The sequence below is a fragment of the Bradyrhizobium cosmicum genome, from assembly GCF_007290395.2.
Lineage (GTDB): Bacteria > Pseudomonadota > Alphaproteobacteria > Rhizobiales > Xanthobacteraceae > Bradyrhizobium > Bradyrhizobium cosmicum.
The window spans coordinates 4,015,458-4,038,360 of record NZ_CP041656.2 but is presented as its reverse complement, the minus strand read 5'-3'; the positions used below and the strand labels follow the sequence as shown (position 1 = coordinate 4,038,360).

At 64.4% G+C, this 22,903-nt stretch carries 24 protein-coding genes; 13 read left to right on the top strand and 11 right to left on the bottom strand.

All coding sequences use genetic code 11. The features are described from left to right. Nucleotides 1–566: 566 nt before the first annotated feature. Nucleotides 567–1,028, top strand: coding sequence for a GNAT family N-acetyltransferase (locus tag FNV92_RS19520; RefSeq protein ID WP_143844984.1), 462 nt, complete (start codon nucleotides 567–569; stop codon nucleotides 1,026–1,028). An 88-nt stretch (nucleotides 1,029–1,116) separates the two neighbouring features. Here the strand turns inward: FNV92_RS19520 and FNV92_RS19515 are convergent, their stop codons facing one another. Further along, a complete protein-coding gene (locus FNV92_RS19515) occupies nucleotides 1,117–2,088 on the bottom strand; it encodes an MBL fold metallo-hydrolase (RefSeq protein WP_143844986.1) in 972 nt (323 codons plus the stop codon). Nucleotides 2,089–2,514: 426 nt separating this feature from the next. Further along, complete coding sequence (locus FNV92_RS19510; RefSeq protein WP_143844988.1) at nucleotides 2,515–3,528, bottom strand: formylglycine-generating enzyme family protein; 1,014 nt, start codon at nucleotides 3,526–3,528, stop codon at nucleotides 2,515–2,517. Between the two features lie 497 nt (nucleotides 3,529–4,025). Between FNV92_RS19510 and FNV92_RS19505 the strand changes: the two genes are divergently transcribed. Then, on the top strand, nucleotides 4,026–5,012 hold the full coding sequence (locus tag FNV92_RS19505) for a helix-turn-helix domain-containing protein (protein WP_143844990.1): 987 nt from the start codon (nucleotides 4,026–4,028) through the stop codon (nucleotides 5,010–5,012). 143 nt (nucleotides 5,013–5,155) lie between these two features. Here the strand turns inward: FNV92_RS19505 and FNV92_RS19500 are convergent, their stop codons facing one another. Then, nucleotides 5,156–5,899, bottom strand: coding sequence for an SDR family oxidoreductase (locus tag FNV92_RS19500; RefSeq protein ID WP_143844991.1), 744 nt, complete (start codon nucleotides 5,897–5,899; stop codon nucleotides 5,156–5,158). A 207-nt stretch (nucleotides 5,900–6,106) separates the two neighbouring features. Continuing rightward, nucleotides 6,107–7,183, bottom strand: coding sequence for a methyl-accepting chemotaxis protein (locus FNV92_RS19495; protein WP_015686385.1), 1,077 nt, complete (start codon nucleotides 7,181–7,183; stop codon nucleotides 6,107–6,109). A 288-nt stretch (nucleotides 7,184–7,471) separates the two neighbouring features. Between FNV92_RS19495 and recJ the strand changes: the two genes are divergently transcribed. The 3 genes from recJ to FNV92_RS19480 all read left to right on the top strand — a co-directional run bounded on the left by recJ (nucleotide 7,472) and on the right by FNV92_RS19480 (nucleotide 11,121). Continuing rightward, nucleotides 7,472–9,313: a single-stranded-DNA-specific exonuclease RecJ gene (gene recJ, locus FNV92_RS19490; protein WP_143844992.1), complete on the top strand. Its 1,842-nt coding sequence runs from the start codon at nucleotides 7,472–7,474 to the stop codon at nucleotides 9,311–9,313. A 92-nt stretch (nucleotides 9,314–9,405) separates the two neighbouring features. After that, nucleotides 9,406–10,215: an SDR family NAD(P)-dependent oxidoreductase gene (locus FNV92_RS19485; RefSeq protein WP_168213637.1), complete on the top strand. Its 810-nt coding sequence runs from the start codon at nucleotides 9,406–9,408 to the stop codon at nucleotides 10,213–10,215. Nucleotides 10,216–10,323: 108 nt separating this feature from the next. Further along, nucleotides 10,324–11,121, top strand: coding sequence for an aldolase (locus FNV92_RS19480; RefSeq protein WP_168213638.1), 798 nt, complete (start codon nucleotides 10,324–10,326; stop codon nucleotides 11,119–11,121). Nucleotides 11,122–11,138: 17 nt separating this feature from the next. On the opposite strand, the gene FNV92_RS19475 is transcribed toward FNV92_RS19480, so the two are convergent. Next, nucleotides 11,139–12,368 carry a lytic murein transglycosylase gene (locus FNV92_RS19475; protein WP_143844997.1) on the bottom strand — a complete coding sequence of 410 codons (1,230 nt, stop codon included), beginning with the start codon at nucleotides 12,366–12,368 and terminating at the stop codon, nucleotides 11,139–11,141. Nucleotides 12,369–12,495: 127 nt separating this feature from the next. Here FNV92_RS19475 and FNV92_RS19470 point away from each other — a divergent pair, with 127 nt between their 5' ends. From FNV92_RS19470 to FNV92_RS19460, 3 genes are all read left to right on the top strand, one after another. Beyond that, complete coding sequence (locus FNV92_RS19470; protein WP_143844999.1) at nucleotides 12,496–12,756, top strand: hypothetical protein; 261 nt, start codon at nucleotides 12,496–12,498, stop codon at nucleotides 12,754–12,756. Between the two features lie 56 nt (nucleotides 12,757–12,812). Next, a complete protein-coding gene (locus FNV92_RS19465; RefSeq protein ID WP_143845001.1) occupies nucleotides 12,813–13,064 on the top strand; it encodes a hypothetical protein in 252 nt (83 codons plus the stop codon). A gap of 84 nt (nucleotides 13,065–13,148) precedes the next feature. Continuing rightward, entirely contained in the window at nucleotides 13,149–13,331 is a 183-nt protein-coding gene (locus FNV92_RS19460; protein ID WP_143845003.1) for a hypothetical protein, read from the top strand. On the opposite strand, the gene FNV92_RS19455 is transcribed toward FNV92_RS19460, so the two are convergent. Beyond that, nucleotides 13,328–13,861 (bottom strand): MarR family winged helix-turn-helix transcriptional regulator, encoded by a 534-nt coding sequence (locus FNV92_RS19455; RefSeq protein WP_143845004.1) that lies wholly within the window; start codon nucleotides 13,859–13,861, stop codon nucleotides 13,328–13,330. The genes FNV92_RS19460 and FNV92_RS19455 overlap by 4 nt on opposite strands. A gap of 54 nt (nucleotides 13,862–13,915) precedes the next feature. Between FNV92_RS19455 and FNV92_RS19450 the strand changes: the two genes are divergently transcribed. After that, the gene (locus FNV92_RS19450; RefSeq protein ID WP_143845006.1) at nucleotides 13,916–14,395 is read left to right on the top strand and encodes a carboxymuconolactone decarboxylase family protein; all 480 of its coding nucleotides are present in this window, start codon (nucleotides 13,916–13,918) and stop codon (nucleotides 14,393–14,395) included. A gap of 21 nt (nucleotides 14,396–14,416) precedes the next feature. Beyond that, entirely contained in the window at nucleotides 14,417–14,920 is a 504-nt protein-coding gene (locus FNV92_RS19445; protein ID WP_143845008.1) for a cupin domain-containing protein, read from the top strand. Between the two features lie 36 nt (nucleotides 14,921–14,956). Here FNV92_RS19445 and FNV92_RS19440 read toward each other — a convergent pair whose 3' ends face one another. The 3 genes from FNV92_RS19440 to efp all read right to left on the bottom strand — a co-directional run bounded on the left by FNV92_RS19440 (nucleotide 14,957) and on the right by efp (nucleotide 18,242). Further along, entirely contained in the window at nucleotides 14,957–15,952 is a 996-nt protein-coding gene (locus tag FNV92_RS19440; protein WP_143845010.1) for a DUF808 domain-containing protein, read from the bottom strand. Between the two features lie 82 nt (nucleotides 15,953–16,034). Further along, entirely contained in the window at nucleotides 16,035–17,657 is a 1,623-nt protein-coding gene (locus tag FNV92_RS19435) for a M23 family metallopeptidase (RefSeq protein ID WP_143845011.1), read from the bottom strand. Nucleotides 17,658–17,675: 18 nt separating this feature from the next. Next, nucleotides 17,676–18,242, bottom strand: coding sequence for an elongation factor P (gene efp / locus FNV92_RS19430; RefSeq protein ID WP_015686372.1), 567 nt, complete (start codon nucleotides 18,240–18,242; stop codon nucleotides 17,676–17,678). A 162-nt stretch (nucleotides 18,243–18,404) separates the two neighbouring features. On the opposite strand from efp, the gene epmA reads away from it, so the two are divergent. The 3 genes from epmA to FNV92_RS19415 are packed head-to-tail and all read left to right on the top strand — an operon-like array spanning nucleotide 18,405 to nucleotide 20,867. Then, on the top strand, nucleotides 18,405–19,466 hold the full coding sequence (gene epmA, locus FNV92_RS19425) for an EF-P lysine aminoacylase EpmA (RefSeq protein ID WP_143845013.1): 1,062 nt from the start codon (nucleotides 18,405–18,407) through the stop codon (nucleotides 19,464–19,466). Next, nucleotides 19,466–20,560 carry a lysine-2,3-aminomutase-like protein gene (locus FNV92_RS19420; RefSeq protein ID WP_143845015.1) on the top strand — a complete coding sequence of 365 codons (1,095 nt, stop codon included), beginning with the start codon at nucleotides 19,466–19,468 and terminating at the stop codon, nucleotides 20,558–20,560. The genes epmA and FNV92_RS19420 overlap by 1 nt, the downstream gene beginning before the upstream one ends. A 43-nt stretch (nucleotides 20,561–20,603) precedes the next feature. After that, on the top strand, nucleotides 20,604–20,867 hold the full coding sequence (locus tag FNV92_RS19415) for a hypothetical protein (protein WP_143845017.1): 264 nt from the start codon (nucleotides 20,604–20,606) through the stop codon (nucleotides 20,865–20,867). A gap of 57 nt (nucleotides 20,868–20,924) precedes the next feature. Here the strand turns inward: FNV92_RS19415 and FNV92_RS19410 are convergent, their stop codons facing one another. Together FNV92_RS19410 and FNV92_RS19405 are read right to left on the bottom strand one after the other, a co-directional pair. Then, nucleotides 20,925–22,010 (bottom strand): 3-deoxy-7-phosphoheptulonate synthase, encoded by a 1,086-nt coding sequence (locus tag FNV92_RS19410; RefSeq protein WP_015686368.1) that lies wholly within the window; start codon nucleotides 22,008–22,010, stop codon nucleotides 20,925–20,927. A gap of 234 nt (nucleotides 22,011–22,244) precedes the next feature. Continuing rightward, a complete protein-coding gene (locus tag FNV92_RS19405) occupies nucleotides 22,245–22,823 on the bottom strand; it encodes an HdeD family acid-resistance protein (RefSeq protein ID WP_041748926.1) in 579 nt (192 codons plus the stop codon). Between the last annotated feature and the right edge of the window lie 80 nt (nucleotides 22,824–22,903).

Here is a 22,903-nt window from a genome sequence, read left to right as displayed (position 1 = left end):
CGACTTCGCATGTGGGCCAGCAGGCGACATCGAGGGCTCGGCCTGATATAGGAGGTCCCCAAACCGAGACAGCGTTCCGAGTGCGCGTGACCGAGAAGCTTGATTATCTTGATGCTCTTAGGGGACTGACTTGGTGGTGTTCAACTTGGACGCGCCCCGGGCCAGGCTGGGACCATGACCATTGTGCGGTTTGCTGGGCCAAGTTTTCAGACAGCGTAGCGGATACCTTGCGAGAGGGCTACGCCACAGGGCCGGATTACCCACTTGGTGCTGGTTACGATTGGGTATGCGATGAGTGCTTTTCGAATTTGAAAGACCGGATGGCGTGGACCGTTGGCATTCAACCCGGAGAATAGGGCGATTACCTCCGTTCCTTTTGGATGTCTGTTGTGGGTCAAAAGCGGCCGATCATGATCGAGGCGGCTTACGTCCGCTTTGCGCTGGTAAGCCGACGTTTAGGATTACGCGCCCTTGAACCGCAAGGTAGCGGCGCAACACTAGTCCGACGCCTCGCGCTCTTTGCCAAAAGCGCCTAAACTGGGATCGCTGACCTCCCGGTGACCTTCATGAAAATTGCCTATTTGGCGGACCACCCCGAACATCTTGAAACGATCGCGGCGTGGCAGCATGCCGAGTTCGGCTATCTCACGCCGGCCATGACGCGGGAGGATCGGGCCGAGCGGCTTCGCCGTTCACTCCAGAAAGATGCGCTACCGATGGCATTCGTGGCGCTCTCGGCGGATGGCGCGCTATTGGGGTCGGCCGGTCTGCTTGCGACGACGATTACCCACAAGCATCTGACACCCTGGCTATCCTCGGTCTACGTTCCCGAGGAGTCGAGGGGCAGGGGCGTTGCTTCCGCGTTGAGTTTGCACGCCGTCAGCGAAGCCGCACGGCCCGGGCATGACCGGCTGTATCTGTTCACGCCACGCAGCGAGGCGCTGTACGCCCGGATAGGCTGGAGCACGTTCGATCGGATCGACTACAACGGCGTGCCGTTGACGCTGATGGAGAGGCCGACGGCATGATGCCGAACCGGCGCAGCGTTCTTGATCGGCGCCGGCATCGATGATCGATCCGGACGGCGCGTGCGCCGCCCGGATCAGATCCGACGACCTACAACGTCATCTGCATCGGCTCGGCATAATAGCGGAAGCCGTCGCCGGCCTTGGCGACATGGCCGTAGCCCGGCCAGGCGAAGTGATAGGACATCACGGGGACCTTGTTGGCCGCGAGCATGGTCAGCAGCTTGACGCGCGAATCCGCCGCCTGCTTCGGGTCGGTGTCGTAGGAGAACTCCATCCGCGGCCGCTCCAGCAGCAGCACCGAATGGTGCGAGAGGTCGCCGAGGAACGCGAAGGACTTGCCGGCCGAGGACACCGTGAAGATGGTGTGACCCACGGTATGGCCGGGCGCGGCGATCGCCTGCACGCCGGGCAGGAACTCATGGCCGTCCTTGAAGAACACGATGCGGTCGCGGACCGGCAGCAGGTTCTTGCGGGCATGAACGACGAAGTCCTTGGCCGGGCTGCCGAGCTTGCCCTCATCTGTCCAGAAGTCGAAATCGGTCTGGGAGATGTAGATCTGGGCGTTCGGAAACAGCGGCTTGTCGTTGGCGTCCACGATACCGCCGATATGGTCGATATGGGCATGGGAGCAGACCACGGCATCGATGTCCTCCGGCTTGATGCCGGCCTCCATCATGCTCTTCTGCTGCCGCCCGGTGGTGGCGCCGAACATTTTCGATGAGCCCATGCCGGTGTCGAACAGGATGAGCTTGTCGCCGGTGTTCACGATCGGCGAGTTCTGCTCGAGCACGACATTGTCCGGGGACAGGAAATTGTCGGCCAGCATCTTCTTCACCTCCTCCTTGGGAACGCCGGTGAAGGTGCCGGAGGGATCGCCGAGCGGCAACGGTCCGTCGGACACGACGGTCACTTCCGCATCGCCGAGGGTGAAGCGGTGCCAGTAGGGTGTCTGGGTGCCGAGCTTGGGAGCGCGTGCAAGCGCACTGCCGCCGAGCATCGCGCTGGCGCCAAGGCCAGCCCCGAGGGTGAGCAGGGACCGGCGTGAGACGTTGAGTGTCATTGGTTTCCTCCAGTTTCTGTTTTGATCCGCTCGATTTTTCGCGCGTGATGTTCGGCCTGAGGCCAGCCGTCGGATGCTGCGCCGGTTCAGACAAGCTCGCAAGTGGAATTGACGTGGGATCGAGCGCCCAAATTGACCTCGCGTTCCGAACTGCGGAATGGCTCTATCCAAACGCCGAAAGATGCAGCTGCGTGTCGAAACAATCAGACGCGCGCACTGCTCCAGTGACGCCGGCATCCGTCATGAAAAAGTCACTGACCTGCTGCAGCCATTTCACGACGGTACCGTCGGCATAGAGCCGTTTCCACTCGCGCGATGAATTGAGCTTTTGCGCCTTGAAGGCCTCGGAATGTCGGCGGGCCGCGACGGCTTGTAACGAGCCTGTATCGTCTCCACAACCGCGGGGTTGCGGATATGCGATGCTACCTAGGTTACACCACGTCCTTCTCGTCCGCGTTCGGTCGCGAGCGGCATTCGCGTCACGCAACGGAAGCCGACATGGCTGGTCGAAGTGTCGATCGGCTCGGCGTGCCGCGCGGCTGGGCGATAGCGGCGGCAATAGTTCGGGGCGCAGAGGTGCGAGCCGCCCTTCAGCACCTTGCGGGGAATCCGGATGTCGGGCAGGGCAGGGTCGTAGCTTGCCTCTTCGCGCCCGCCGCGCGGATTTGTCGGGATGCAGCATGGCTTGGCGGCCTCGGCGGTGTGCCGCGCCGACCACCAGTCGGAGGTCCACTCCCAGACATTGCCGATCATGTCGTAGAGGCCGTAGCCGTTCGGCGGGAAGGCCATGACCGGCGAGGTACGCTCGAACCCATCCTCGCCGAGGTTCTGGACAGGAAAGTTGCCCTGCCAGATGTTGGCCATGTGCTTGCCGCCCGGCATCAGCGCATCGCCCCAGGCGAACTCTTCGCCGTCGAGGCCGCCGCGCGCGGCGAATTCCCATTCTGCTTCCGTCGGCAAATCCTTTCCGGCCCAGCCTGCATAGGCGACCGCGTCGCTGTGGGAGACGTGCACGACGGGATGGTCGTCCATGCCCTTGATGGTGCTGCCGGGACCGTAGGGATGCCGCCAGTTGGCGCCGCGCAGGAACGACCACCACTGGCTCCAGTCGGTGAGATCGGTGATGCGCGGCAACGGTGAGAACACCAGCGAGCCGGCATAGAGCATCTCCTTTGGCGCGCCGGGATAGTCCTTGGGATCGGGAACGATCTGCGCCTCGGTGACATGGCCGGTCGCATTCACGAATTGCTTGAACTGCCGGTTGGTGACCGGTGTGCGGTCGATCCAGAAGCCGTCGACGGAGACCCGATGGCTCGGCGCCTCCTCGGGGTAATGATGATCCGAGCCCATAAGGAAGGTCCCACCGGGAATGAAGACCATCTCGCCGGTCCTCACATCATCCGGCAGCCACTCGCAGTGACCCAGATCAGCCCGCAGCATGATGGAAACTCCGATGCGCGAATTCCACCGGGCGCTACGGTGCAAACGTCAGCAGACGTCGCCTGCGGCGCAGTTCCTGATACGTGGGACGCATTGTCTGATCCCCTCTTTGGCGCTTGGGAGAGATGAAGCCGGCGCATTAGGTCAGCATCCCATCCCTTTGGCGCACGCGTGTACGAGTACGCGGCAAACCCCTGCCGCACGCGCTCCGCCATCCGCAGAGCTCATCCGCTTGATATCGCTAAGGTTGAAGACGGTATCCGAAGATTGGACGGATGTGATGTGCAGTTTGTGCCAGCATTTGCGGCAACTGGTGAGACCTGACGAATCTGTCGCAAATCCCCCAATACAAAGCCATTTCGAACAGATATCTCACATCAGATTCGCGATGAGTTGCTTCGAAACGCGAAGTCACCCTGTCACATCCACCTCGCGTTGTAGTGGTATTCCGCCTTTGACTGCCGCAGAATTGTCGCGCTTCGGTAACAGGGTCGGCCATGGGGCAGTTTCTTCTGGTCGATTCGCGCAAGCTCGACGGCTTCGAAGGCCTTCATCAGGCCGTTCACGGCTCGCATGTCGACGTGATGCAGCTCGGACGCGGGCGGCTGCGTGGGACGTTGTCGCATGTCGGCATCGGCGACTTCTCGCTCAGCGTCGGCGCATTCAACGTCGGCATGCGCACCCAGCGCAGCTCCAGCGACGACAAGCTGATCATCGGAATGTTGCTGTCGGCCGAGGAGCGCGTCGCCCACTGGTCGTTCGACATGCAGCTCAACGATGTGCTCGTGATCCCTCCGTTGCTCGAACATGATGGCGTCTTTCACGGCGCGTCCGCTTACGCCGCCATGCGCTTCGACCTCAGCGACGTCACGTCCTTGTTTGGCGGCGAGGCGAGGCTCAGCGATCCCGACACCTGGCGCAGCCGCGGTCATTTTCGGGCGGACCCCGACACCGGCGCGATTGCCTCACGCCGACTGGTCCGGATCTTGTCGCATCTGCGTGACAACAAATACGGGTTGACCTCGTCGACCGCCGACTTCTGGAAGCGATCGATCGTCGAATGCATGGCTGCCAACGTCATGTCGTCCTTGCCGCCCGACGACAATGGCTGGCTGCCTTCCGCGAGACGGCTGATCCGCAGGGTCGAGGAGTATCTCGACGAAGCCGGTACGCGTCCGGTGCATGTTTCCGAGATCTGCGCGGCCCTGGGCGTGTCGCGGCGCACCTTGCACCGCGCATTCCAGGAGGTGTTCGGCCTCGGCCCGGTCAGCTTCCTGCGACACAAGCGTCTATGCGCTGTTCATTCCATTCTGAAAGAGAGCGCTCCGGGCTCGATCACCGTGGCGTCCGTCGCCATGCAGCATGGCTTCTACGAGCTCGGACGGTTCTCGCAATACTACCTCGCGATGTTCGGAGAGCGTCCGTCGCAAACCCTGGGACTTGCAAAATGGCAGACGGCCGGGGACGACATCGCGACGGTCTGACACTGTAGGTCGATCTCGGGCGTCACGAGGGTGCGCGTGTTGCCAAGCGCTCGACGAAACGGATCAAGTATCCATCCTGGCGCCTGCCTGCCGAGGAGCCCGCGACAGCGGGCGTCGGGACTGTGCTTTGCATCGCAGGGTTTTCAGAGGTTGGCGAGCCATGTGGCGAGCGGCGTCTTGCCGAGCCTGGCGTCGCCGAGCGGGTTCAGCGAGGTGTCGTCGATGGGGGCGCCGTAATACGGAGCCTTCGGGTCTCCCATCACGGGACGGGCGTCGCCGGACGCCTTCAGACGGCGTGCGATGAATTCGTTGAAGGGCGCTTTCTCGGGCCCTGCGATATCGATCGTGCCGTTGAGCGGCTGGCCCATTGCGACCTCGGCGAGGCGATCGGCGACGTCGTCGGCCGCGATCGGCTGAAACAGTGCGGAGGGAACGACGATCTTGCCCCCAATGACGCTCGTCTCGGCAATGGCGCCGAGGAATTCGAAGAACTGGGTGGCGCGCACGATCGAGTAGGGGACCCCAGAGGATTTGATGATGGTCTCCTGCGCGAGCTTGGCGAGAAAGTAGGAATTGTCCGGCGAGCGTTCGGTGCCCACGATCGAGAGGGCGACGTGATGCTTCACGGCTGCCGCGGCCTCGGCCGCGACGAGATTTGTGCTCGAGCGCTGGAAGAAATCGAGCACGGCGGCGGGCTCCCAGGACGGCGCGTTGGCGACGTCGACGACGACATCCGCGCCCGCCAGCACGGCTGCGAGACCTTCTCCGGTCACGGCATTCACGCCCGATTTCGGCGAGGCGGGCACTGCTTCGTGGCCGTGGCTCCTAAGCTTCGTTACTAGCTTGGACCCGATCAATCCGGTCCCGCCGATCACGACGATCTTCATGGTCTATCTCCTCGGCATGTTGCCAATGGGCAGGCCTGATCAATCGACGATGCCAGAATGCCGGTGTTTTGCCCAACGAGTCAAACGAGCGACCCGGGCAAAAAAACGCAACAAAAGCAACCCACCGGCTACTGTGCATGGGGTTGTTTTCGCGCTTGTTCAATCACCGGACGGCTCGCCGTCAGGATTTATGGGGCGGCTCCTGCCTCAGGCCCCGCAGACGATCACGCCGTACCAGCCGAGCCCGCGATAGGTCTCGTAGCCGGGCGTGGCATGGAACGCGACCAGCGTACCGGAGCGATCCTGATAGAAGCCGGAGCGCTGGCCGTTGAGCGAGAGCGAGATGCGCTCGCTGAGAATGCCCTGGCCATCGGAGGCCGCGATCACGCGAAAGTTCGAGTCGACCAGCAGGACGCGGGCCTTGTCGCTGTCGCCGACGCGGACGCCTTGCACGATCGCGCGGGCCTGCGGCTCCCAATCGAAATGGATGGCGAGCACGCCGATCGGTGCGCCGTTGGCCTGGCCGCCGGTGCGCACGCTGGCGCAATAGGTCGCGACTTGCGCGTTGCCGAGCAACTGCTGGTTCTCGACGTCGCCGGCGACATAGTCGTCCCCGGAGCGCAAGCTCTTTGCCTCGCGAAACCATTTGGTGTGGGCGACGTTCTGGCCGACGACGCGGAAGCGGTCGGCGCGGCCGTTGGCGATGACGTTGCCGTCGAGGTCGCAGAGCCAGAGGTCGAGATAGACGGTGTAGGCGCCGAGGATGACGCCGAGGCGCTGCGAGGCAAAGGTGACGGCCGCGGGAGCTGGCGAGGCCGCACAATCGACCACGGCGGAATCGGTCGCCCACCAGCGCACGTCGCAGGTGCGCTCATAGAGGTTGCGGTCGATCAGCTCGACCGCATTGAGCGACAGGTCGACCATGCGCTCGCCGCGCGAACGCTGGCTCATGCGGTCGATCGAGGAGACGAGATCGCCGGTTCGCTTGGTCAACTGGGTTTCGAGTTCGCGCGCGATACTCTCGACCTGCTGGCCGACGCCGCGCACCTCCTGCGCGACCACCGCGAAGCCCGCGCCTTGCGCGCCGGCGCGTGAGCTTTCGATCAGCGCGTTCAGCGCCAGCATCTTCATCTGGTTAGTGATCTGCTGGATCGCCTTGGTCTTGTCGACCGCGATCTGGTTGACCTCCGCGGTCAGACGATTGATCAGCGCGGAGATGTCGGAATCATCGTCGGCGGGTTCAGGGGCGATCGGCTTGGCTTTCAGACCCAGCGCAGCAGACATCGGGGGACTTCCCTTGGCAATGAGGCCTGATCTGCAATGAACCCGGAACAATCAAATACAGATCGAATACAAGTCTTTTTCGAGGATTCCACCTAACGCCGGATTAATTTGCTGTTCCGCGGAATGCCTAAATGGTAGTCACACCGGCCCGCCGGGCGGCCATCCACCGCTTTGTGCGCCTCGGCCGTTGCAAATCCCAAGGCTTTCCCGGCCAATCCTCTGAAGCCTTTGATCGGGCGCCTTGCGTAATCGCCCGGACCCCGACTTCCCAACAGATCGACTCTCGTCATGACACCGCCCGCCACCGCCTTGCCCGTCGAAGCGCCCCAGGCCTTCCTGGGCGTGGCGCGATCGCTGACCGACAAGCTCTGGCGTGACCGGCTGGACGCGCGCGGGGCAGCCAAGGCGCTGGCCATCGTGCAGCGCCATCAATTGCCGGAACTCCTGGCGCGGGTGCTGGCGGGCCGTGGTGTCGATATCGACGAGGTTCCCGATTTCCTCGATCCGACCATCCGCAAGCTCCTGCCGGACCCGTTCACGGTGACGCAGATGGAAGCCGCATCCAAGCGGATTGCGGATGCCGCGGTGAAGGGCGAGAAGGTCGCGATCTTCGGCGACTACGACGTCGACGGCGCGACGTCGGCCGCGCTGCTCACCTGGCATCTGCGCCATTGCGGGCTCGACCCGCTGATCCACATCCCCGACCGCATCTTCGAGGGCTACGGCCCCAACGTCGAAGCCGTTCGCGGGCTGGCGGCAAAGGGCGCCACGCTGCTCGTCACCGTCGATTGCGGCACCACCAGCATCGAGCCGCTGGCCGAGGCGAAGCGCCTCGGCATGTCGGTCGTCGTGATCGACCATCACCAGACCGGCACGGAGCTTCCGGAGGTGGACGCGCTGGTCAATCCGAACCGGCTCGACGATCTCTCCGGTCTCGGCCATCTCGCCGCCGTCGGCCTCGTGCTGGTGACGCTGGTCGCCGTCAATCGCGAATTGCGCCAGCGCGGGTTCTGGAATGCTGAGATGCCCGAGCCCGATCTGCTCGGCATGCTGCATCACGTCGCGCTCGGCACGGTTGCCGACGTGGCGCCGCTGATCGGCCTCAACCGCGCTTTCGTCGCAAAAGGTCTGATCGCGATGCGGCGCCGCGACCATGTCGGCCATACCGCGCTGATGGACGTGGCCCGGCTCAACGGCCCGCCGGAGGCCTGGCATCTCGGCTTCATGCTGGGGCCGCGCATCAATGCCGGAGGCCGCATCGGCCGCGCCGATCTCGGCGTGCGGCTCTTGCTCGAAGCCGACAGCGTCGAGGCGGCGCGGATCGCGGCCGAGCTCGACCGCCTGAACAGCGAGCGCCGCGTGATCGAGCAGGCGGCGGAGGCGCAGGCTGAAGCGGAGGCGCTGGCCTCGATCGGGCTCGAGGACAAGCTTGGCGTCATCGTCACGGCCTCCGAAGGCTGGCATCCCGGCGTGGTCGGTCTCGTTGCCTCCCGGCTGAAGGAGAAGTTTTCGCGGCCCGCCTTTGCGATCGCGCTGGAGCCCGGCGGCATCGGCACCGGCTCGGGTCGTTCGATCGCCGGCGTCGACATCGGCAAGGCGGTGCGGCAGGCGGTCGCCGACGGCATTTTGCTCAAGGGTGGCGGCCACGCGATGGCCGCGGGCGTGACGCTGCGCAAAGAAAAACTCGCCGAGCTTCGTGCCTATCTCGAAAACGCGCTGGCGCAGGACGTCGCCGAGGTCCGCCACGTCAACGAACTCTACATCGACGGCGCGGTCTCGGCGCGCGCGGTGACGACCGAGCTTGCGGCCACGCTCAACCGCGCCGGCCCGTTCGGCAGCGGCAATCCGGAAGCCGTGCTGGCGCTGCCGGCGCACCAGCTCGTCTATGCCGACGAGGTCGGCCAAGCGCATTTGAGGCTACGCTTCAAGTCGGGCGATGGCGCCATCGTCAACGGCATCGCGTTCCGCTCGGTGGGACAGAAGCTCGGCAACGCGCTCGTTGCCAATCGCGGCCAGCAATTGCATGTCGCGGGGTCGTTGTCGGTGGACCGCTACCAGGGCGCCGAGCGCGTGCAGTTCCGCGTCATCGACGTCGCGCTACCGGACCAGGGGCCAGCCGTGATTAGATAGCGCATGATCCGGAAAAGTGCGAAGCGGTTTTCCGACAAGGTCACGCGCAAGAAAACAACGGCCTCAAACAACAAGAAAGAAAGGGAGTGAACATGGCAGGGCAGGTTGAAGGCAAAGTTGCACTGGTGACAGGCGGAGCTTCCGGCATCGGAGAGGCGATCGTCGAGCTGTTCGCGCGCGAGGGCGCAACGGTCGTCGCGACCGACATCGACGAGCTGCGCGGCCCTGAGCTAGCCAAGCGCATCACCAAGGCTGGTGGCAAGGCGATTTTCCTGGAGCAGGACGTCACCAGCGAGGAGCGCTGGATCGAAATCGTCGCCAATATCGCAAAACGCTATGGCCGGCTCGACATCATGGTCTCCAACGCCGGCATCGGCATTGCCGTGCCGTCGATCGTCGACATGACGCTCGGTGACTGGCGCAAGCAGAACGCGATCAACCTCGACGGCGTGTTTCTCTCGGTGAAACATTGCCTGCCCTTGATGCGCAAGACCGGCGGCGGCTCGATCGTCATGATGTCCTCGCTCGCGGGCCTGCGCGGCTCGCCGGGCCTGTCGGCCTATTCGGCCACCAAGGGCGGCGTGCGCCTGTTCGCCAAATCGATCGCGATGGAATGTGCGGCGGCGGGCGACGGCATTCGCGTCAACTCCGTCCACCCCGGCATCATCGATACGCCGATCTGGGGCAAGATCCCCACGGGGGCGACGGGCGCCGGCCAGAACGCGCCGATTGACCCCGAGGAGCGCGCCCGGCTGGTCGCACCGCTCGCCCGCGCCGGCCAGGCCGCGGAGATCGCCTCCGGCGTGCTGTATCTGGCGTCCGATGCCTCACGTTATGTCACCGGCAGCGAACTCGTCATCGACGGCGGCATGAACGCCGGCGGCGTGCCGCGGCGGCAATAAGCCGCCGCGCGGGCTGCGAAGGGCAGGGTGGCGCTCGCAGGGGCTGACGCGCAAGCGTCGGCCCTGTACAAGGCGGACAGCTCCCGACCGACAAAGGTGTTCTTCGCCATGGCGCACAGCCTTCACTCGACTTCTTCCGCGCCTGAGCCCGTCCGCTCGAACCGGCCGGACCTTGCCACCGACGCAATCCGCACCGCGCGCGAGGACCTCGCGGCCTGCTTCCGCATGGCCGCGCGCAACGGTTTTGAAGAGGGCATCTGCAATCACTTCTCGGCCGTGGTGCCGGGCCATGACGACCTCTTTCTCGTCAATCCCTACGGCTATGCCTTTCGCGAGCTGACCGCGTCAAAGCTGCTGATCTGCGATTTCCACGGCAATGTGCTCGACGGCGAGGGCGTACCCGAGGCGACGGCCTTCTACATTCACGCCGAGATGCACAAGCGCCTGCCGCGCGCCAAGGTCGCCTTCCACACCCACATGCCCTACGCGACCGCGCTGTCGATGACGGAGGGCGATCCGCTGATCTGGGCTGGCCAAACGGCGCTGAAATTCTACGGCCGCACGGCGGTCGACCGCGACTACAACGGCCTTGCGCTCGACAACCGCGAGGGCGCGCGCATCGCTTCCGCCGTCGGCAATGCCGACATCGTCTTCATGAAGCATCACGGCGTGATGGTGCTGGCGCCGACCATCGCGGAGGCCTGGGACGATCTCTATTATCTCGAACGCGCCGCCGAGGTACAGGTGCTGGCGATGTCGACGGGACGCAAGGTTCTGCCGGTCGATCCCGCCATTGCCGCCGAGACCTACAAGCAGATGCGCGAAGGCGATTCCGAATCCGCGCGGTTGCATCTCGCCGCTGTCCGGCGTCAGCTCGACGCCGAAGAGCCGCAGTACAGGCACTGAGGCGGCCTACGACCCTTCTAGGGCCCTTGCCGCAACTTCGCCAGCACCTTCAGCCCGCCATATCCATCGGCGGGCGTAATCCCCGCGCGCTGCTGAAAATCCTTGATCGCCTTCATGGTGTCGTTGCCGACGCGGCCGTCGGTGCCACCGGTGTCGAAGCCGGCCTTGGTCAGCCGCGTCTGCATCTCCTGCACCTCGGCGAGCGTCAGCGCGCGCTCGGAGCCGGGGAAGGGTTGGATGAAGGGCGGCCCGCCGAGGCAGCGGTCGCCGAGATGGCAGATCGCCAGCGCATAATTCATCGATGGATTATAGCTCTTCACCGCGTTGAAGTTCGGTCCGAGCAGGAAGGACGGCCCGCCTGCAACCGGTGTCCAAAGCTGCGCGGAGGCGTTTGGCTGCGGGAACGGCTGGCCGTCGGCGCGGGTGACGCCGGCCGCCTGCCACGCCGCATAGGTTCGGCTGCCGCTCGCATCGCCGGACGCGCGCACCTCGTAGCCCCAATGCTCGCCGCGGCGCCATTTGCCGCGATTGACGAGGTATTTTGCGGTCGAGCCCAATGCGTCGTCGGGCTTGCCGAACGGCGAGACCTTGCCGTCGCCGTCATAGTCGATGCCGACATTGAGCCAGACTTCCGGCATCCATTGTGAATGCCCCATCGCGCCGGCCCAGGACCCCTGCATCTCCTGCGGCGTGCTCCAGCCCTTGTCGACGATGCGCAGCGCATTGATCAGCTCGGTCTCCCAATAGGCTTTGCGGCGCGGCTCGTTCCAGGCGAGCGCGGCAAGCGAGGGGAATATCGGCGTCATGTGGTTCTGCTGCACCAGCGGATCGCCATAGGCCGACTCGACGCCCCATAGCGCCAGCAGTGTGCCGCGCTCGACGCCGAAATCGCGCTCGATCCGTGCGAGCAGCGCCTCGTTGTTCCTGAGTGCGATCTTGCCGTTGATGATGCGCCAATCCGAGACGCGGCGGTTGATGTATTGCCAGACCTGCTCGTGGAATTCAGGTTGGTTGCGCATCTGCTTGAACACGCTCATGTCCGGCTCGACTCGCGCCATCGCGCGCTGCCAGGTCGCCGCCGAGATGCCCTTGGCCATCGCGCGTGCACGAAAACTCTCGCGCCATTCGTCGAAGCCCGGAGGCGCGGCGATGGACCGCGTTGGCAATGCGAGTACGGCGGCCGCGCTGAGCGTGGATTGCAGCAGAGCGCGGCGGGTGGGATGGGCCGAGGAATCAGCTTGTTTCATGACCGCATTCTAGCGGGAAACATGGCCCGTGTGAGTCGGTTCCTGGAACACCGGGAATAGGCCGCTCTGCTCCGGAACAAAGTGTCGCACTGCTGCATTCCTTCCCCACGACAATGAGGAGGACAAAATGAGGAAGTATCTGTTTGCCGCCGCCATGGTCACCGCCATCGCGGCCCCTGCATTCGCGGATGAAGTCGGCGTTCATGTCGGCCCGGTTGGTGCCGGCGTGACGGTCGGACAGTCCCACGAGTATCGTGAGCGGGACCGCGATCGTGACAGCACGACGGTCATCAGGGAGCGCGAGCCATCGAGCCGCACCACCGTGATCAAGAAGGAAGATGAATACGGCAATCGCAGCAAGACCGTGATTCATCACGACAACGACTGACGGAGCGGGCCCCGGCAGACCGCCGGGGCCCGCCTTCGTCGAGAATTCGGGGTGAAATGAAGATACGAGCGCATGCGGAAAGCCACGTCGTCGAGTTGGAGGACGGATCGCAATGGCAGATCTTTCCCGGCGATCTCGCAACGACGCTGAGCTGGAAGCCTGAAACCGACCTTCACCTGGAGCCGAGCGGTGAGCGGGTGAGTTCGCATGTGCTGGTGAATGCCTCCGACCATAGCCGCGTGCGTGTGATCGCTGCCGGCGCGACGTGGCCCGATGGCGAGGTTAAGAAAGCATTGAAGGGTGGCTAGGGCCCGCTCTACCTAGCAAGATATTCCCATTTTTAAGCCTGTGATTTTACGGTCGGTTCGCTTCCGTCTGCGCATGATGGGCGCATGCGCGAGCTGTTCGACATCATTCGTGCCAATCCTTGGCCGTTCGGCGCCGGGCTTCTCGTCGTGATCCTGATGATCATCGCCGAGAATTTTGGCCGCGGCATTCAGGGTGATGGCGCCGCTGGCGGCGACTTCTCGGATGCCGGCGGGTGTGACGGCGGCGGGGACGGAGGAGGCGACTAAGGCCTCGCTTGGTCCTCCTGCAAATCAGCTGCAATGCCGGCTAGCCAGCGGCGAATGCTTGCCTCGGCCTTGGCATCGAGGCTATCGGCGAGACGCTTTTCCAATGCGATCACGCGTTCCCGGCACGCCCTCAGCAACGTTGTGCCGCGCGGCGTCAATGTCCACTGCTGGATGCGCCCGTGGACAGGGTGTGGCGTCATCTCAATGGCGCCGTCACGTTCGAGGTTGCGGATGATGACGCCCACCGTCTGCGGCGTCAGGAAGGTGAGGCGGGCGACGTCGGCGCCGGACAGCCCCGGATAGGCATTCAGCATCGTCAGCACTGCAAACTGCGGCGAGGTCACGCCGAGATCGGCAAGCGTGCGTTCCATCGTCAGCCGAACCGCGGCATGGGCCTGGCGCAGGAGATAACCGAGATAGCCTTCTTCGCCGCGCTTGCCTTCGCCCGGGGCAGGGACGCGTACGGCGGCAGGCCCGGCGGCTTTGCGCCGGGATTTCGATCTCGTGATGGCGGGCGTCTTGCGCAAGATGTAAGTGCTCTTATAAGATGTAAGCCGTCTTACAATAACCCGGGGTAAACCGCAATGTCACACGAGCGCAGCGAATACGAGGATTTCAAGCGGATCGCGCCCGATGCGTATGAGCTGGTGCTGGCGCTGGGCCAGGTTGCGGCCAAGGCGGGTCTCGACAAACAGCTGCTCGAGCTGGTCAAGCTCCGGGCTTCGCAGATCAACGGCTGTGCCTTCTGCGTACAGCACCACATCCTGCTATCGGAGCGGATCGGCGTGTCCGCGGACAAGCTCAATCTGGTCGCGGTCTGGCGGGAGGCACCGATCTATTCGCCGCGCGAGCGTGCAGCCCTTGCCTGGGCCGAGGCACTGACCCTGCTGCCCGACCGATTCGGCGACGAGGTCTATGCCGAGGTGCAGCGCGAATTTTCCGAGACCGAGCTGATGTACCTGACGTCGGCAGTTGCTTCGATCAACGTCTGGAACCGTTTCGGCGCAGCCTTTCGCTGGACTCCGGCGAAGCGGCCGGTCGCCACGAATGCCGCGGTGTCCTGATCATAACGGGAGGAGGTTGTCATGACAGCAATGACTTTGGCTACCACGCTACGTCCGGTGCCGTCGCGCTCGATGGCGCTGGCCGTCGTCGGTGGGCTCGCCTGTGCGCTTGCGATCGGCAAGGGGCTGCCGGTGGCGATGGACACCGTATCGGGCGCGTTGGCGCCGCTCTGCGCGACGGTCGCGGAGAGTTCGCCGCTCGACAAGGTCGAGCTGATCGGCTCCTACGCGCTGCCCAACGTGCCGGGGAAGCGCGTCACCATCGTACGCGTGGTCTACGGACCCGGGGGATTTTCGCGGCCGCACCGCCATGCGGGCTCGGTGACCGCCTACATCACCAAGGGCGAGATCCGCTCCCAGCTCGGCGGAGGTCCGGTCGAGACGTTCAGCGTCGGCCAGTCCTTCTTCGAACCGCCGGGATCGACGCACCTGGTCTCGGCCAACGCCAGTTCCACAGAGCCCGCGGAATTGGTCGCGGTGTTCGTGGCGGACGAAGGCGCACAGCTGACGACGTTACTGGAGTAGCTCGCTTTCGTCGTCCTGAATTTGCGTCCAGCAGACTCAGCGGCCCTCCAGGCCAACCGATCGCCTCAATCGTTTCCATGCAGGGGAGAGGCCGTATTCGACTGCTGGAATCGCAAGTGCCCCGACAAGCAAGCCGAGCACGCCGGATATGAGCGCCTCGACCGTCCATTCAATCATGCCGGCAACTGGCGGAAGGATGTGCGCGGCCGCCTCGGTTGCGGCATGGACGGCGCGACCAACCAGAGGCGGCCCGTATTTTTCGAAACCGTGCAGGATGATACCTCCGCCGACCCAGATCATGGCGGCGGTGCCGATCATGCTCAGGACCGTCAGGAAGCTGGGCATTCCGCGAACGAGCGCGCGTCCCATCAGGCGGATCGCGCGGCCAATGACGGAGGCGCCGTCATAGCGTGCGAGGGCCAGGCCCACATCGTCCGCCTTCACGATCAGCGCGACCACGCCGTAGACCCCGACAGTGATGCCGAAGCCGACCAGCGCCAGCACAAGCGCCTGCGTCCAGATGCTGCCCGCCGGGAGGGCTGCCAGCGTGATCGCCATGATCTCAGCCGACAGGATGAAATCCGTCTTGATGGCGCTCGCGACCTTTTCGTCCTCGACCGACCTGGCATTCAGCGCAATCGGCTGGACCTGAGATTCGTGGTCGCGCGCATGATGTGGGATTACGGCTTCGAGTACCTTCTCGGCACCCTCGTAGCAGAGAAAGGCTCCGCCCAGCATGAGCAGCGGCGTGACAGCGGCGGGAAGGAAATAACCAAGCAGCAGAGCAACGGGAAGCAGGATCAGCAACTTATTGCGCAGCGAGCCGACCGCAATCTTGCCGACGATCGGCAATTCGCGTTTCGCAGCGAAACCGATGACGTAGTTTGGTGTGACGGCTGCGTCATCGATGACGACTCCTGCCGCCTTTGTGCCTGCTTTGGCAGCCTGGCTCGCCACGTCGTCGAGCGAGGCTGCGGCCACCTTCGCAATCGCTGCGATGTCGTCGAGAAGACCGATCAGTCCGACACTCATCGATCCCATCCTTGGTGGCTCGATCCGGAGCCGTGCGCGACAACGCGCTCTTGCCTGGTTCGACATCGGAACGGGCAAGTCATCAATTTTCCTCGCCGCTCGATCCTTCGCGCAGGTCCGGCTTGATCACGTCCTCCGGCAGCGCATGGGCCAACGGCTGCGACGTAACTGCGATATCCGGGCCGACCTCGCGGCCGCGGGCGCGGATCAGGCGTTCATATGCCGAGACCAGGGTGACGTAGGGGCTGACCCAGATCCAGCCGTCGCGGGTGAACACCTGGACGTCGAAATGCAGATGCATCGACGTGCCGGCCGGATGGTCGAGATAGTTCGAGACCACGCCGATCTTCTCGCCTTCGGTAACGAAACGTCCGTTGAGCACGCCGTCCGCGTTCATCGCCTGAGGGTTCATGTGCATGTAGCGGAAGCGGATGCGCTCGGTCCGGCTGTTGATTTCGAGCGTCGCCGCCTGGTCCTTGGCGCCGCGGATCACGATGGCGTCGCGCACGGCGACGACGGCGCGCTGCTTCGGGTCGCAGGGCTCACGGCCCTCGCCGGGCGGGGGGCAATCAGCGGCGCGGATGTCCTCGCCCTGGTGCCCGTAACCGCCTCCGCATTGCCAGACCTCGAAGCTACGGGACTCGCAGAAATTATCACGCCAGGGATAGGCGGTCGGACCTTCGCTTTTGTCGCGCTTGCCGTAGGATTGCGAGCGGATGAAGGCAGGTGCCTTCTCAAGTGGAAATCGGATCTGGGCATAAGCCATCACGTCGGGATGGCCGGCCTTGTTGCGATATCCGGTGTTCGGGATGATGTCGCCGCTCGGCCGGTAGCTGAAGTCCGCCGAACGCGCCGCGGGACGGTCGATGATGGCGGAGGCCATGTCCGTCAGCGGCCGCATGCGCTGGCCGCCCGCGATCCGCAACGCATTCAGGAAGCGCTCGGCGACCGGATAGGCCTCCTTGCAGGCGAGCCGTCGCGGCTTGGCGACGCTGTCGAGGCACTGGACCGACACCACATAGGCGACGCCAAAGCGCGTGAAGGCGTAGCGGACATAACCTTCCCTGATGAACCTGCGCAGGTCCGGAAAGGTTGCCGCGAGCGGCTTCACTGGCTCGCCCTTGCCGCCGGCGGGATCGGCGATGTCATAGAGCAGGGCCGAGCCGGTGATCTGCACCTCGACCGGCCTCGTGAAGACTCGGCTCGGCATGCCATCACCCGCGCCGGGCTCGAACGAAAAGCTCGCGCTGTAGCCGGAGGGGCCGGCATCGAACATGTCGACGGAGTTGAAATCGGCCTGATAGCGCGACAGCGCCAGTGTCGGCGGCGCGCCGTTGCGCTGCGCCGCGAGATAGGCTGCGGCATCGAACGGCAGCAGCACGGGCACGGAGCTGCGGGCGATGCCGGTGAAGAATTGCGAGGAGATGGCGTTGAGCTGCACCAGTGCCGGCATCGCACGCGGATCGTAGCGCGGCACCGAACGGCGGGGTGCGAAGATGAAGTCGCCCGCGATCGGGGGGCGGCTGTTGATCTCGGCACGGAGCTGGTCGAGCGCTGCGCGCCAGTCGACGCGCAGGGCCGTGAGCGAGGGGCTGCGGATTTCGTCCGCGGCGAGCGGAGTGGCGGTGAGGAGCGACAGCGACGCCAGAAGCAGCGAGACGAAGCGGAAATTCTTCCCAACCACTGTCTCGCCCCCCGGCGGCACCTGTTCCTGATCCCTCGCTTAGTCCTTGGCGCGCTCGGAGTAGGAGCCGTCTTCGGTCATCACCACGATGCGGGTGCCGACAGCGATGTGCGGCGGCACGGTGGTCCGGACGCCGTTGGAGAGCACCGCGGGCTTGTAGGAGGACGAGGCGGTTTGACCCTTGGTCACCGGTTCGGTCTCGACCACTTCCAGCGTCACGCGCTGCGGCAGCGCGAGCGAGACCACGTTGACGTCATGGGTCGACAGCTTGACCGTCATCTCCGGCTGAAGATAGGCGGCCGCGTCGCCAACCACGTCCTTGGAAACCTGGACCTGGTCGTAGGTCTCGGGGTTCATGAAGTGGTAGCCGTCACCATCTTCATAGAGGAAGGTGAAGTTGCGCTCTTCGATCGTGGCCTTTTCGACCTGGTCGGTGGTCTTGTAGCGCTCGGAGATCTTTACCCCGTCCGAGATTCGGCGCATTTCGATCTGGCTGACCGGCGTGCCCTTGCCGGGATGGATGTTTTCGGCGCTGACGACGACATAAAGCTTGCCGTCTTGCTCGATCACGTTGCCCTTGCGAATAGAACTGGCGATGACTCTCAAAGCTATATTTCCTGCTTGCTTGGCCCGGCTCCGGCCAGGACGTGGTCAAATTGATGGGGGACCTGGGGCCTCAAATCAGACCGCGGCACCCGTTTCGGGCCGCAACATACGCATTTTGTCGTTGAATGCCAGCATTTTGCTGGCCTGCCGGGCGGTCGGTTGATGGCTGGGGACAAGCCGATTTCGCCGTTCTGGTCGCGTTCGCGGCACCTGGACCGGCGGCCGTTCCTCCAGGCCCGAGGGGCCATTACCGGGGCTCTACGGGGCTTTTTTGCCGAGCAGGGCTTTATCGAGGTCGAAACCTCCATCCTCCAGGTCTCCCCGGGCAACGAAACCCATCTCCACGCCCCCCGCACCGAGATTTTGCGGCCCGACGGCAGCCGCGCCCGCCGCTACTTGAGGACCTCCCCGGAATTCTCCTGCAAGAAGCTGCTGGCGGCGGGCGAAGAGCGGATTTTCGAGTTTGCCCGGGTGTTTCGGGACCGCGAGCGAGGTGACCTGCATCTGCCCGAATTCACCATGCTGGAGTGGTACCGGGCAGGCGCCCCCTACGACGCCATCATGACCGACACCGTCGTCGTGATCGCCCGTGCAGCCCAGGCGACCGGGATCGGGACGTTCTCGTTCCGCGGCCGGACCGCCGACCCCTTCGCCGAGCCGGAGCTCTTGACGCTCGCCGGCGCTTTCGCGCGGTTCGCCGGCATCGACCTGCTGTCGACAATCTCTGGCAGTGAAGGTAACCGTGCCGCGCTTGCCGAGGCGGCCGGTGGCAAGGTCCGCGTGGCCGGGGACGACACCTGGTCGGACATCTTCAGCAAGGTCCTGGTCGAGCATGTCGAGCCGAAGCTGGGCCAGGGCCGTTTGACCATTCTGTTCGAATACCCATCTCCAGAGGCGGCGCTGGCGCGGGTGACGGCCTGTGACGTACGGGTTGCCGAGCGGTTCGAGGTCTATGCCTGCGGCGTAGAGCTCGCCAACGGCTTTGGCGAGCTCACCGACGCCGCGGAGCAGCGCAAGCGCTTCATGGAGTCGATGGCGGAGAAGCAGCGACGCTACGGCGAGGCCTATCCGCTGGACGAGGACTTTCTGGCCGCGGTCGCTGAAATGCCGGAGGCGAGCGGCGTCGCGCTCGGCTTCGACCGGCTGGTAATGCTGGCGAGCGGCGCGTCGCGGATTGATCAGGTGGTGTGGACACCGCCTGCAGATGAAACGTTAAGTGGATAATGACGAAGACCAATCTTGCACGCACATTGCGCGAGCCGGCCGAACTCGTCGTCGAGGGCCTGGCAACTGCCACGGCACTGCCCGCGCTGGAGCGCGTCGCCGCGCGCTATGCGGTTGCGATCACGCCGGCGCTGGTCGAGCTGATCGACACATCGGATCCGGACGATCCGATCGCAAGGCAATTCGTTCCGAGCGCCGCAGAGCTGGAGATGCAGCCGGGCGAGAACGCCGATCCGATCGGCGATCATCCCCATTCGCCCGTGCCGGGCATCGTGCATCGCTACCCCGACCGCGTGCTGTTCAAGCTCGTTCACGTCTGCGCGGTCTATTGCCGTTTCTGCTTTCGTCGCGAGATGGTCGGGCCCGGCAAGGAGAATGCGCTCTCGGACAGCGCCTATCGTGCCGCCATCAACTACATTCGCGCGCACAGCGAGATCTGGGAGGTGATCCTGACTGGTGGCGATCCCCTGATGCTCTCGCCGCGGCGGATGAGCGAAATCATGGCCGATCTGGCCGCGATCGATCACGTCAAGATCATCCGCCTCCACACCCGCGTGCCCGTGGCCGAGCCTGCGCGGATCAGCGACGAAATGGTCGCAGCATTGAAGGTCGAGGGGGCGACCACCTGGGTGGCGCTGCATGCCAACCATCCACGCGAGCTGGCCGGCCCGGCGCGCGCCGCCTGCGCGCGGCTGGTCGATGCAGGGATTCCCATGGTGAGCCAGTCCGTGCTTTTGCGCGGTATCAATGACAACCCGACCGCTTTGTCGGATTTGATGCGAGCTTTCGTCGAATGCCGGATCAAGCCCTATTACCTGCATCACGGCGATCTCGCGCCGGGAACGTCGCATCTGCGCACCACGCTCGCCGAGGGGCAGGCGTTGATGCGGCAGTTGCGCGGACGGGTGTCAGGACTATGCCAGCCTGACTATGTCATCGACATTCCCGGTGGTGCCGGCAAATCGCCGGTCGGGCCGAATTATGTGTTGGCGGTGCAAAATACCGCAGCCGATGCACGTGATGCAGATCAGGAAACGCGCTATCGTATCGTGGATTATTGCGGCGACGTTCATCTCTATCCGCCCGAGACCTGAGCGGTAAAAGCGGTGACGCTGGTTTGAGGAATGGAGGAGAGACATGAAGAAGATCATCGTGGCAGCATCGCTCGTGGTCTTGCTCGGTGCCGCGGCGGTCGCGCAGACCGGCAGCAAGGGATCGACGTCGGGCGGTGCCACGTCTGGGCAGTCGGCGGGCTCTCTGCCGCAGGCACCCATCGGTCATCGTCAGCCGCGCGCCGGCGACGTGCCCAACGAGAAGAATTTGAGCGACCCGAACGATCCGCTCAGCAAGGAAAACCAGGCGCTCGACAAGAAGATCAAGAGCATCTGCCGCGGCTGCTAGTCCATCACGGATTGCGGGCAGGGCGCGACAGCTCGCCCCGCCCACGTTGCTTTGACCTTATGCCGTGCGCTCGTGCAGCCCCGCGCGCTTGGTGTTGCGCCGGATCTCGACCGAGTCAGCGAGCTGCTCGAGCACGGTGGCCGTGGTCGCCCAGTCGATGCATCCGTCGGTGATGCTCTGGCCGTAGGCGAGCGGCTTGCCCGGCACCACGTCCTGGCGGCCGGCAACGAGATTGCTCTCGATCATCACGCCCATGATGCGGTTCTCGCCGCCGGAGATCTGGCCGGCGATGTCGGCCATGACCAGCGGCTGGTTCTCCGGCTTCTTGCTCGAATTGGCGTGACTCGCATCGACCATCACCAGCGGCGCAACGCCGGATTTCGCCAGATCGTTGCAGGCCGCCGCGACGCTGGCCGCATCGTAGTTCGGCTTGCTGCCGCCGCGCAGGATGATGTGGCAGTCCTCGTTGCCCGCGGTCGAGGCGATCGCCGAGCGACCGAGCTTGGTCACCGCCATGAAATGATGCGGGTGCGAGGCCGACTTCACAGCGTCGGCCGCGATGCGCACATTGCCGTCGGTGCCATTCTTGAAGCCGACCGGGCAGGACAGCCCCGAGGCGAGCTCGCGATGGATCTGGCTCTCGGTCGTGCGCGCGCCGATCGCGGCCCAGGACACGAGGTCGGCGATGTATTGCGGCGTCGTCATGTCCAGGAATTCCGTGCCGGCGGGCAGGCCGAGATTGTTCACTGCCGACAGCACATTGCGCGCCAGCCGCAGGCCCTTGTTGATGTCGAAGCTGCCGTCCAGATCGGGGTCGTTGATCAGGCCCTTCCAGCCGACGGTGGTGCGTGGCTTCTCGAAATAGACCCGCATCACGATCTCGAGCTGATCGGCGAGGTCCTCGCGCAAGGCAGCGAGGCGCTCGGCATACTCGAGCGCAGCCTTGGGATCGTGCACCGAGCAGGGGCCGACCACGACCAGCAGGCGGTCGTCCTGTCCGTTGAGGATGGCATGGATGGCGTTGCGCGCTGCCATCACCACGCGGGTGGCGGTGAGGGTGCGCGGGACTTCCCGCATCACCTCTTCCGGCGTGCTCAGCTCTTTCAGTTCGCGGATACGAAGATCGTCGGTCGTGCTCAGCACGGCGGGCTCCTGTTTGTTTCGAACCTGCCGGCCAATAAAAAAGCCGCCAGGTCTGGCGGCTTGTTCGGACGTTTGCTGCAATGTTTCAGATTGAGCGCGATCCTCCTGCCGCCAGCGAGCTGTCGTAGCTAAAGTACCAATAAAAGCTGGTGGCGACGGTGATCATGGATGGGCATATAGCGCGCCGCTGGCCGATTGTCACCCCCAAATCGGCGCAGGGCGCGACGAGGCGTCTCAGGTGTTGCCGTTGCGTGCGGCCAGCGCCATGCCGATCAGGGTGGAGCCGCCGAACAGCAAATTGATACCGACGAGGACGCCGATCGCCCATTCAGCCGAGCTCGGCAGCCCCGTGATCACCATGAACGAGATCGCGATGTCGACGAGGCCGGAGATCAGCAGCCACGACCAGCGGCCGCTTAACTCGCGGCGGTGCTCCAGTGCGTACATGATGGTGGCGATGCCCTCGGCGAGGAAGTAGGCGCCCAGCACGATGGTCAGCGTCAGCACGGCCTGCATCGGGCGGGCCAGCAGCAGCGCGCCGGCAAGCACGGCCAGCGCAGCCGAGATCAGCGACCACCAGAAGCCAGGCGTGCTGCGCGCCCAGTAAGTCACGATCAGACCGCCGATGCCGCTGATCAGGAACATCCAGCCAAGGAAGATCGCGATGGCGAGGCTTGCAAGAGGTGGCAGGATCAGCGCGGCGACGCCGAGAACGACGAGCAGGATGCCTTCGAACAGGAAGGCCTTCCAATGCGATTTTACCGTCTGGCTCATCGCGGATTGGAGCCGGGAAAGATCCTCAGGCGATGTCATCGGCAGGCTCCAGATCAAAAATCAAAAGGCGTGTGCTCTATGTAGTAGTACGTGTACTCCGCGCTGGCCATCCCCGCGGC

Bases quoted from the DNA above. Each gene is read 5' to 3' on its own strand.
- FNV92_RS19510 (WP_143844988.1), bottom strand. From the start codon at position 3,528: ATGCTGCGGGCTGATCTGGGTCACTGCGAGTGGCTGCCGGATGATGTG.
- recJ (WP_143844992.1), top strand. From the start codon at position 7,472: ATGACACCGCCCGCCACCGCCTTGCCCGTCGAAGCGCCCCAGGCCTTC.
- FNV92_RS19450 (WP_143845006.1), top strand. From the start codon at position 13,916: ATGTCACACGAGCGCAGCGAATACGAGGATTTCAAGCGGATCGCGCCC.
- epmA (WP_143845013.1), top strand. From the start codon at position 18,405: ATGGCTGGGGACAAGCCGATTTCGCCGTTCTGGTCGCGTTCGCGGCAC.
- FNV92_RS19495 (WP_015686385.1), bottom strand. From the start codon at position 7,183: ATGTCTGCTGCGCTGGGTCTGAAAGCCAAGCCGATCGCCCCTGAACCC.
- FNV92_RS19415 (WP_143845017.1), top strand. From the start codon at position 20,604: ATGAAGAAGATCATCGTGGCAGCATCGCTCGTGGTCTTGCTCGGTGCC.
- FNV92_RS19405 (WP_041748926.1), bottom strand. From the start codon at position 22,823: ATGACATCGCCTGAGGATCTTTCCCGGCTCCAATCCGCGATGAGCCAG.
- FNV92_RS19505 (WP_143844990.1), top strand. From the start codon at position 4,026: ATGGGGCAGTTTCTTCTGGTCGATTCGCGCAAGCTCGACGGCTTCGAA.
- FNV92_RS19460 (WP_143845003.1), top strand. From the start codon at position 13,149: ATGCGCGAGCTGTTCGACATCATTCGTGCCAATCCTTGGCCGTTCGGC.
- FNV92_RS19475 (WP_143844997.1), bottom strand. From the start codon at position 12,368: ATGAAACAAGCTGATTCCTCGGCCCATCCCACCCGCCGCGCTCTGCTG.
- FNV92_RS19470 (WP_143844999.1), top strand. From the start codon at position 12,496: ATGAGGAAGTATCTGTTTGCCGCCGCCATGGTCACCGCCATCGCGGCC.
- FNV92_RS19485 (WP_168213637.1), top strand. From the start codon at position 9,406: ATGGCAGGGCAGGTTGAAGGCAAAGTTGCACTGGTGACAGGCGGAGCT.
- FNV92_RS19520 (WP_143844984.1), top strand. From the start codon at position 567: ATGAAAATTGCCTATTTGGCGGACCACCCCGAACATCTTGAAACGATC.
- FNV92_RS19445 (WP_143845008.1), top strand. From the start codon at position 14,417: ATGACAGCAATGACTTTGGCTACCACGCTACGTCCGGTGCCGTCGCGC.
- FNV92_RS19480 (WP_168213638.1), top strand. From the start codon at position 10,324: ATGGCGCACAGCCTTCACTCGACTTCTTCCGCGCCTGAGCCCGTCCGC.
- FNV92_RS19440 (WP_143845010.1), bottom strand. From the start codon at position 15,952: ATGAGTGTCGGACTGATCGGTCTTCTCGACGACATCGCAGCGATTGCG.
- FNV92_RS19420 (WP_143845015.1), top strand. From the start codon at position 19,466: ATGACGAAGACCAATCTTGCACGCACATTGCGCGAGCCGGCCGAACTC.
- FNV92_RS19465 (WP_143845001.1), top strand. From the start codon at position 12,813: ATGAAGATACGAGCGCATGCGGAAAGCCACGTCGTCGAGTTGGAGGAC.
- FNV92_RS19515 (WP_143844986.1), bottom strand. From the start codon at position 2,088: ATGACACTCAACGTCTCACGCCGGTCCCTGCTCACCCTCGGGGCTGGC.
- FNV92_RS19500 (WP_143844991.1), bottom strand. From the start codon at position 5,899: ATGAAGATCGTCGTGATCGGCGGGACCGGATTGATCGGGTCCAAGCTA.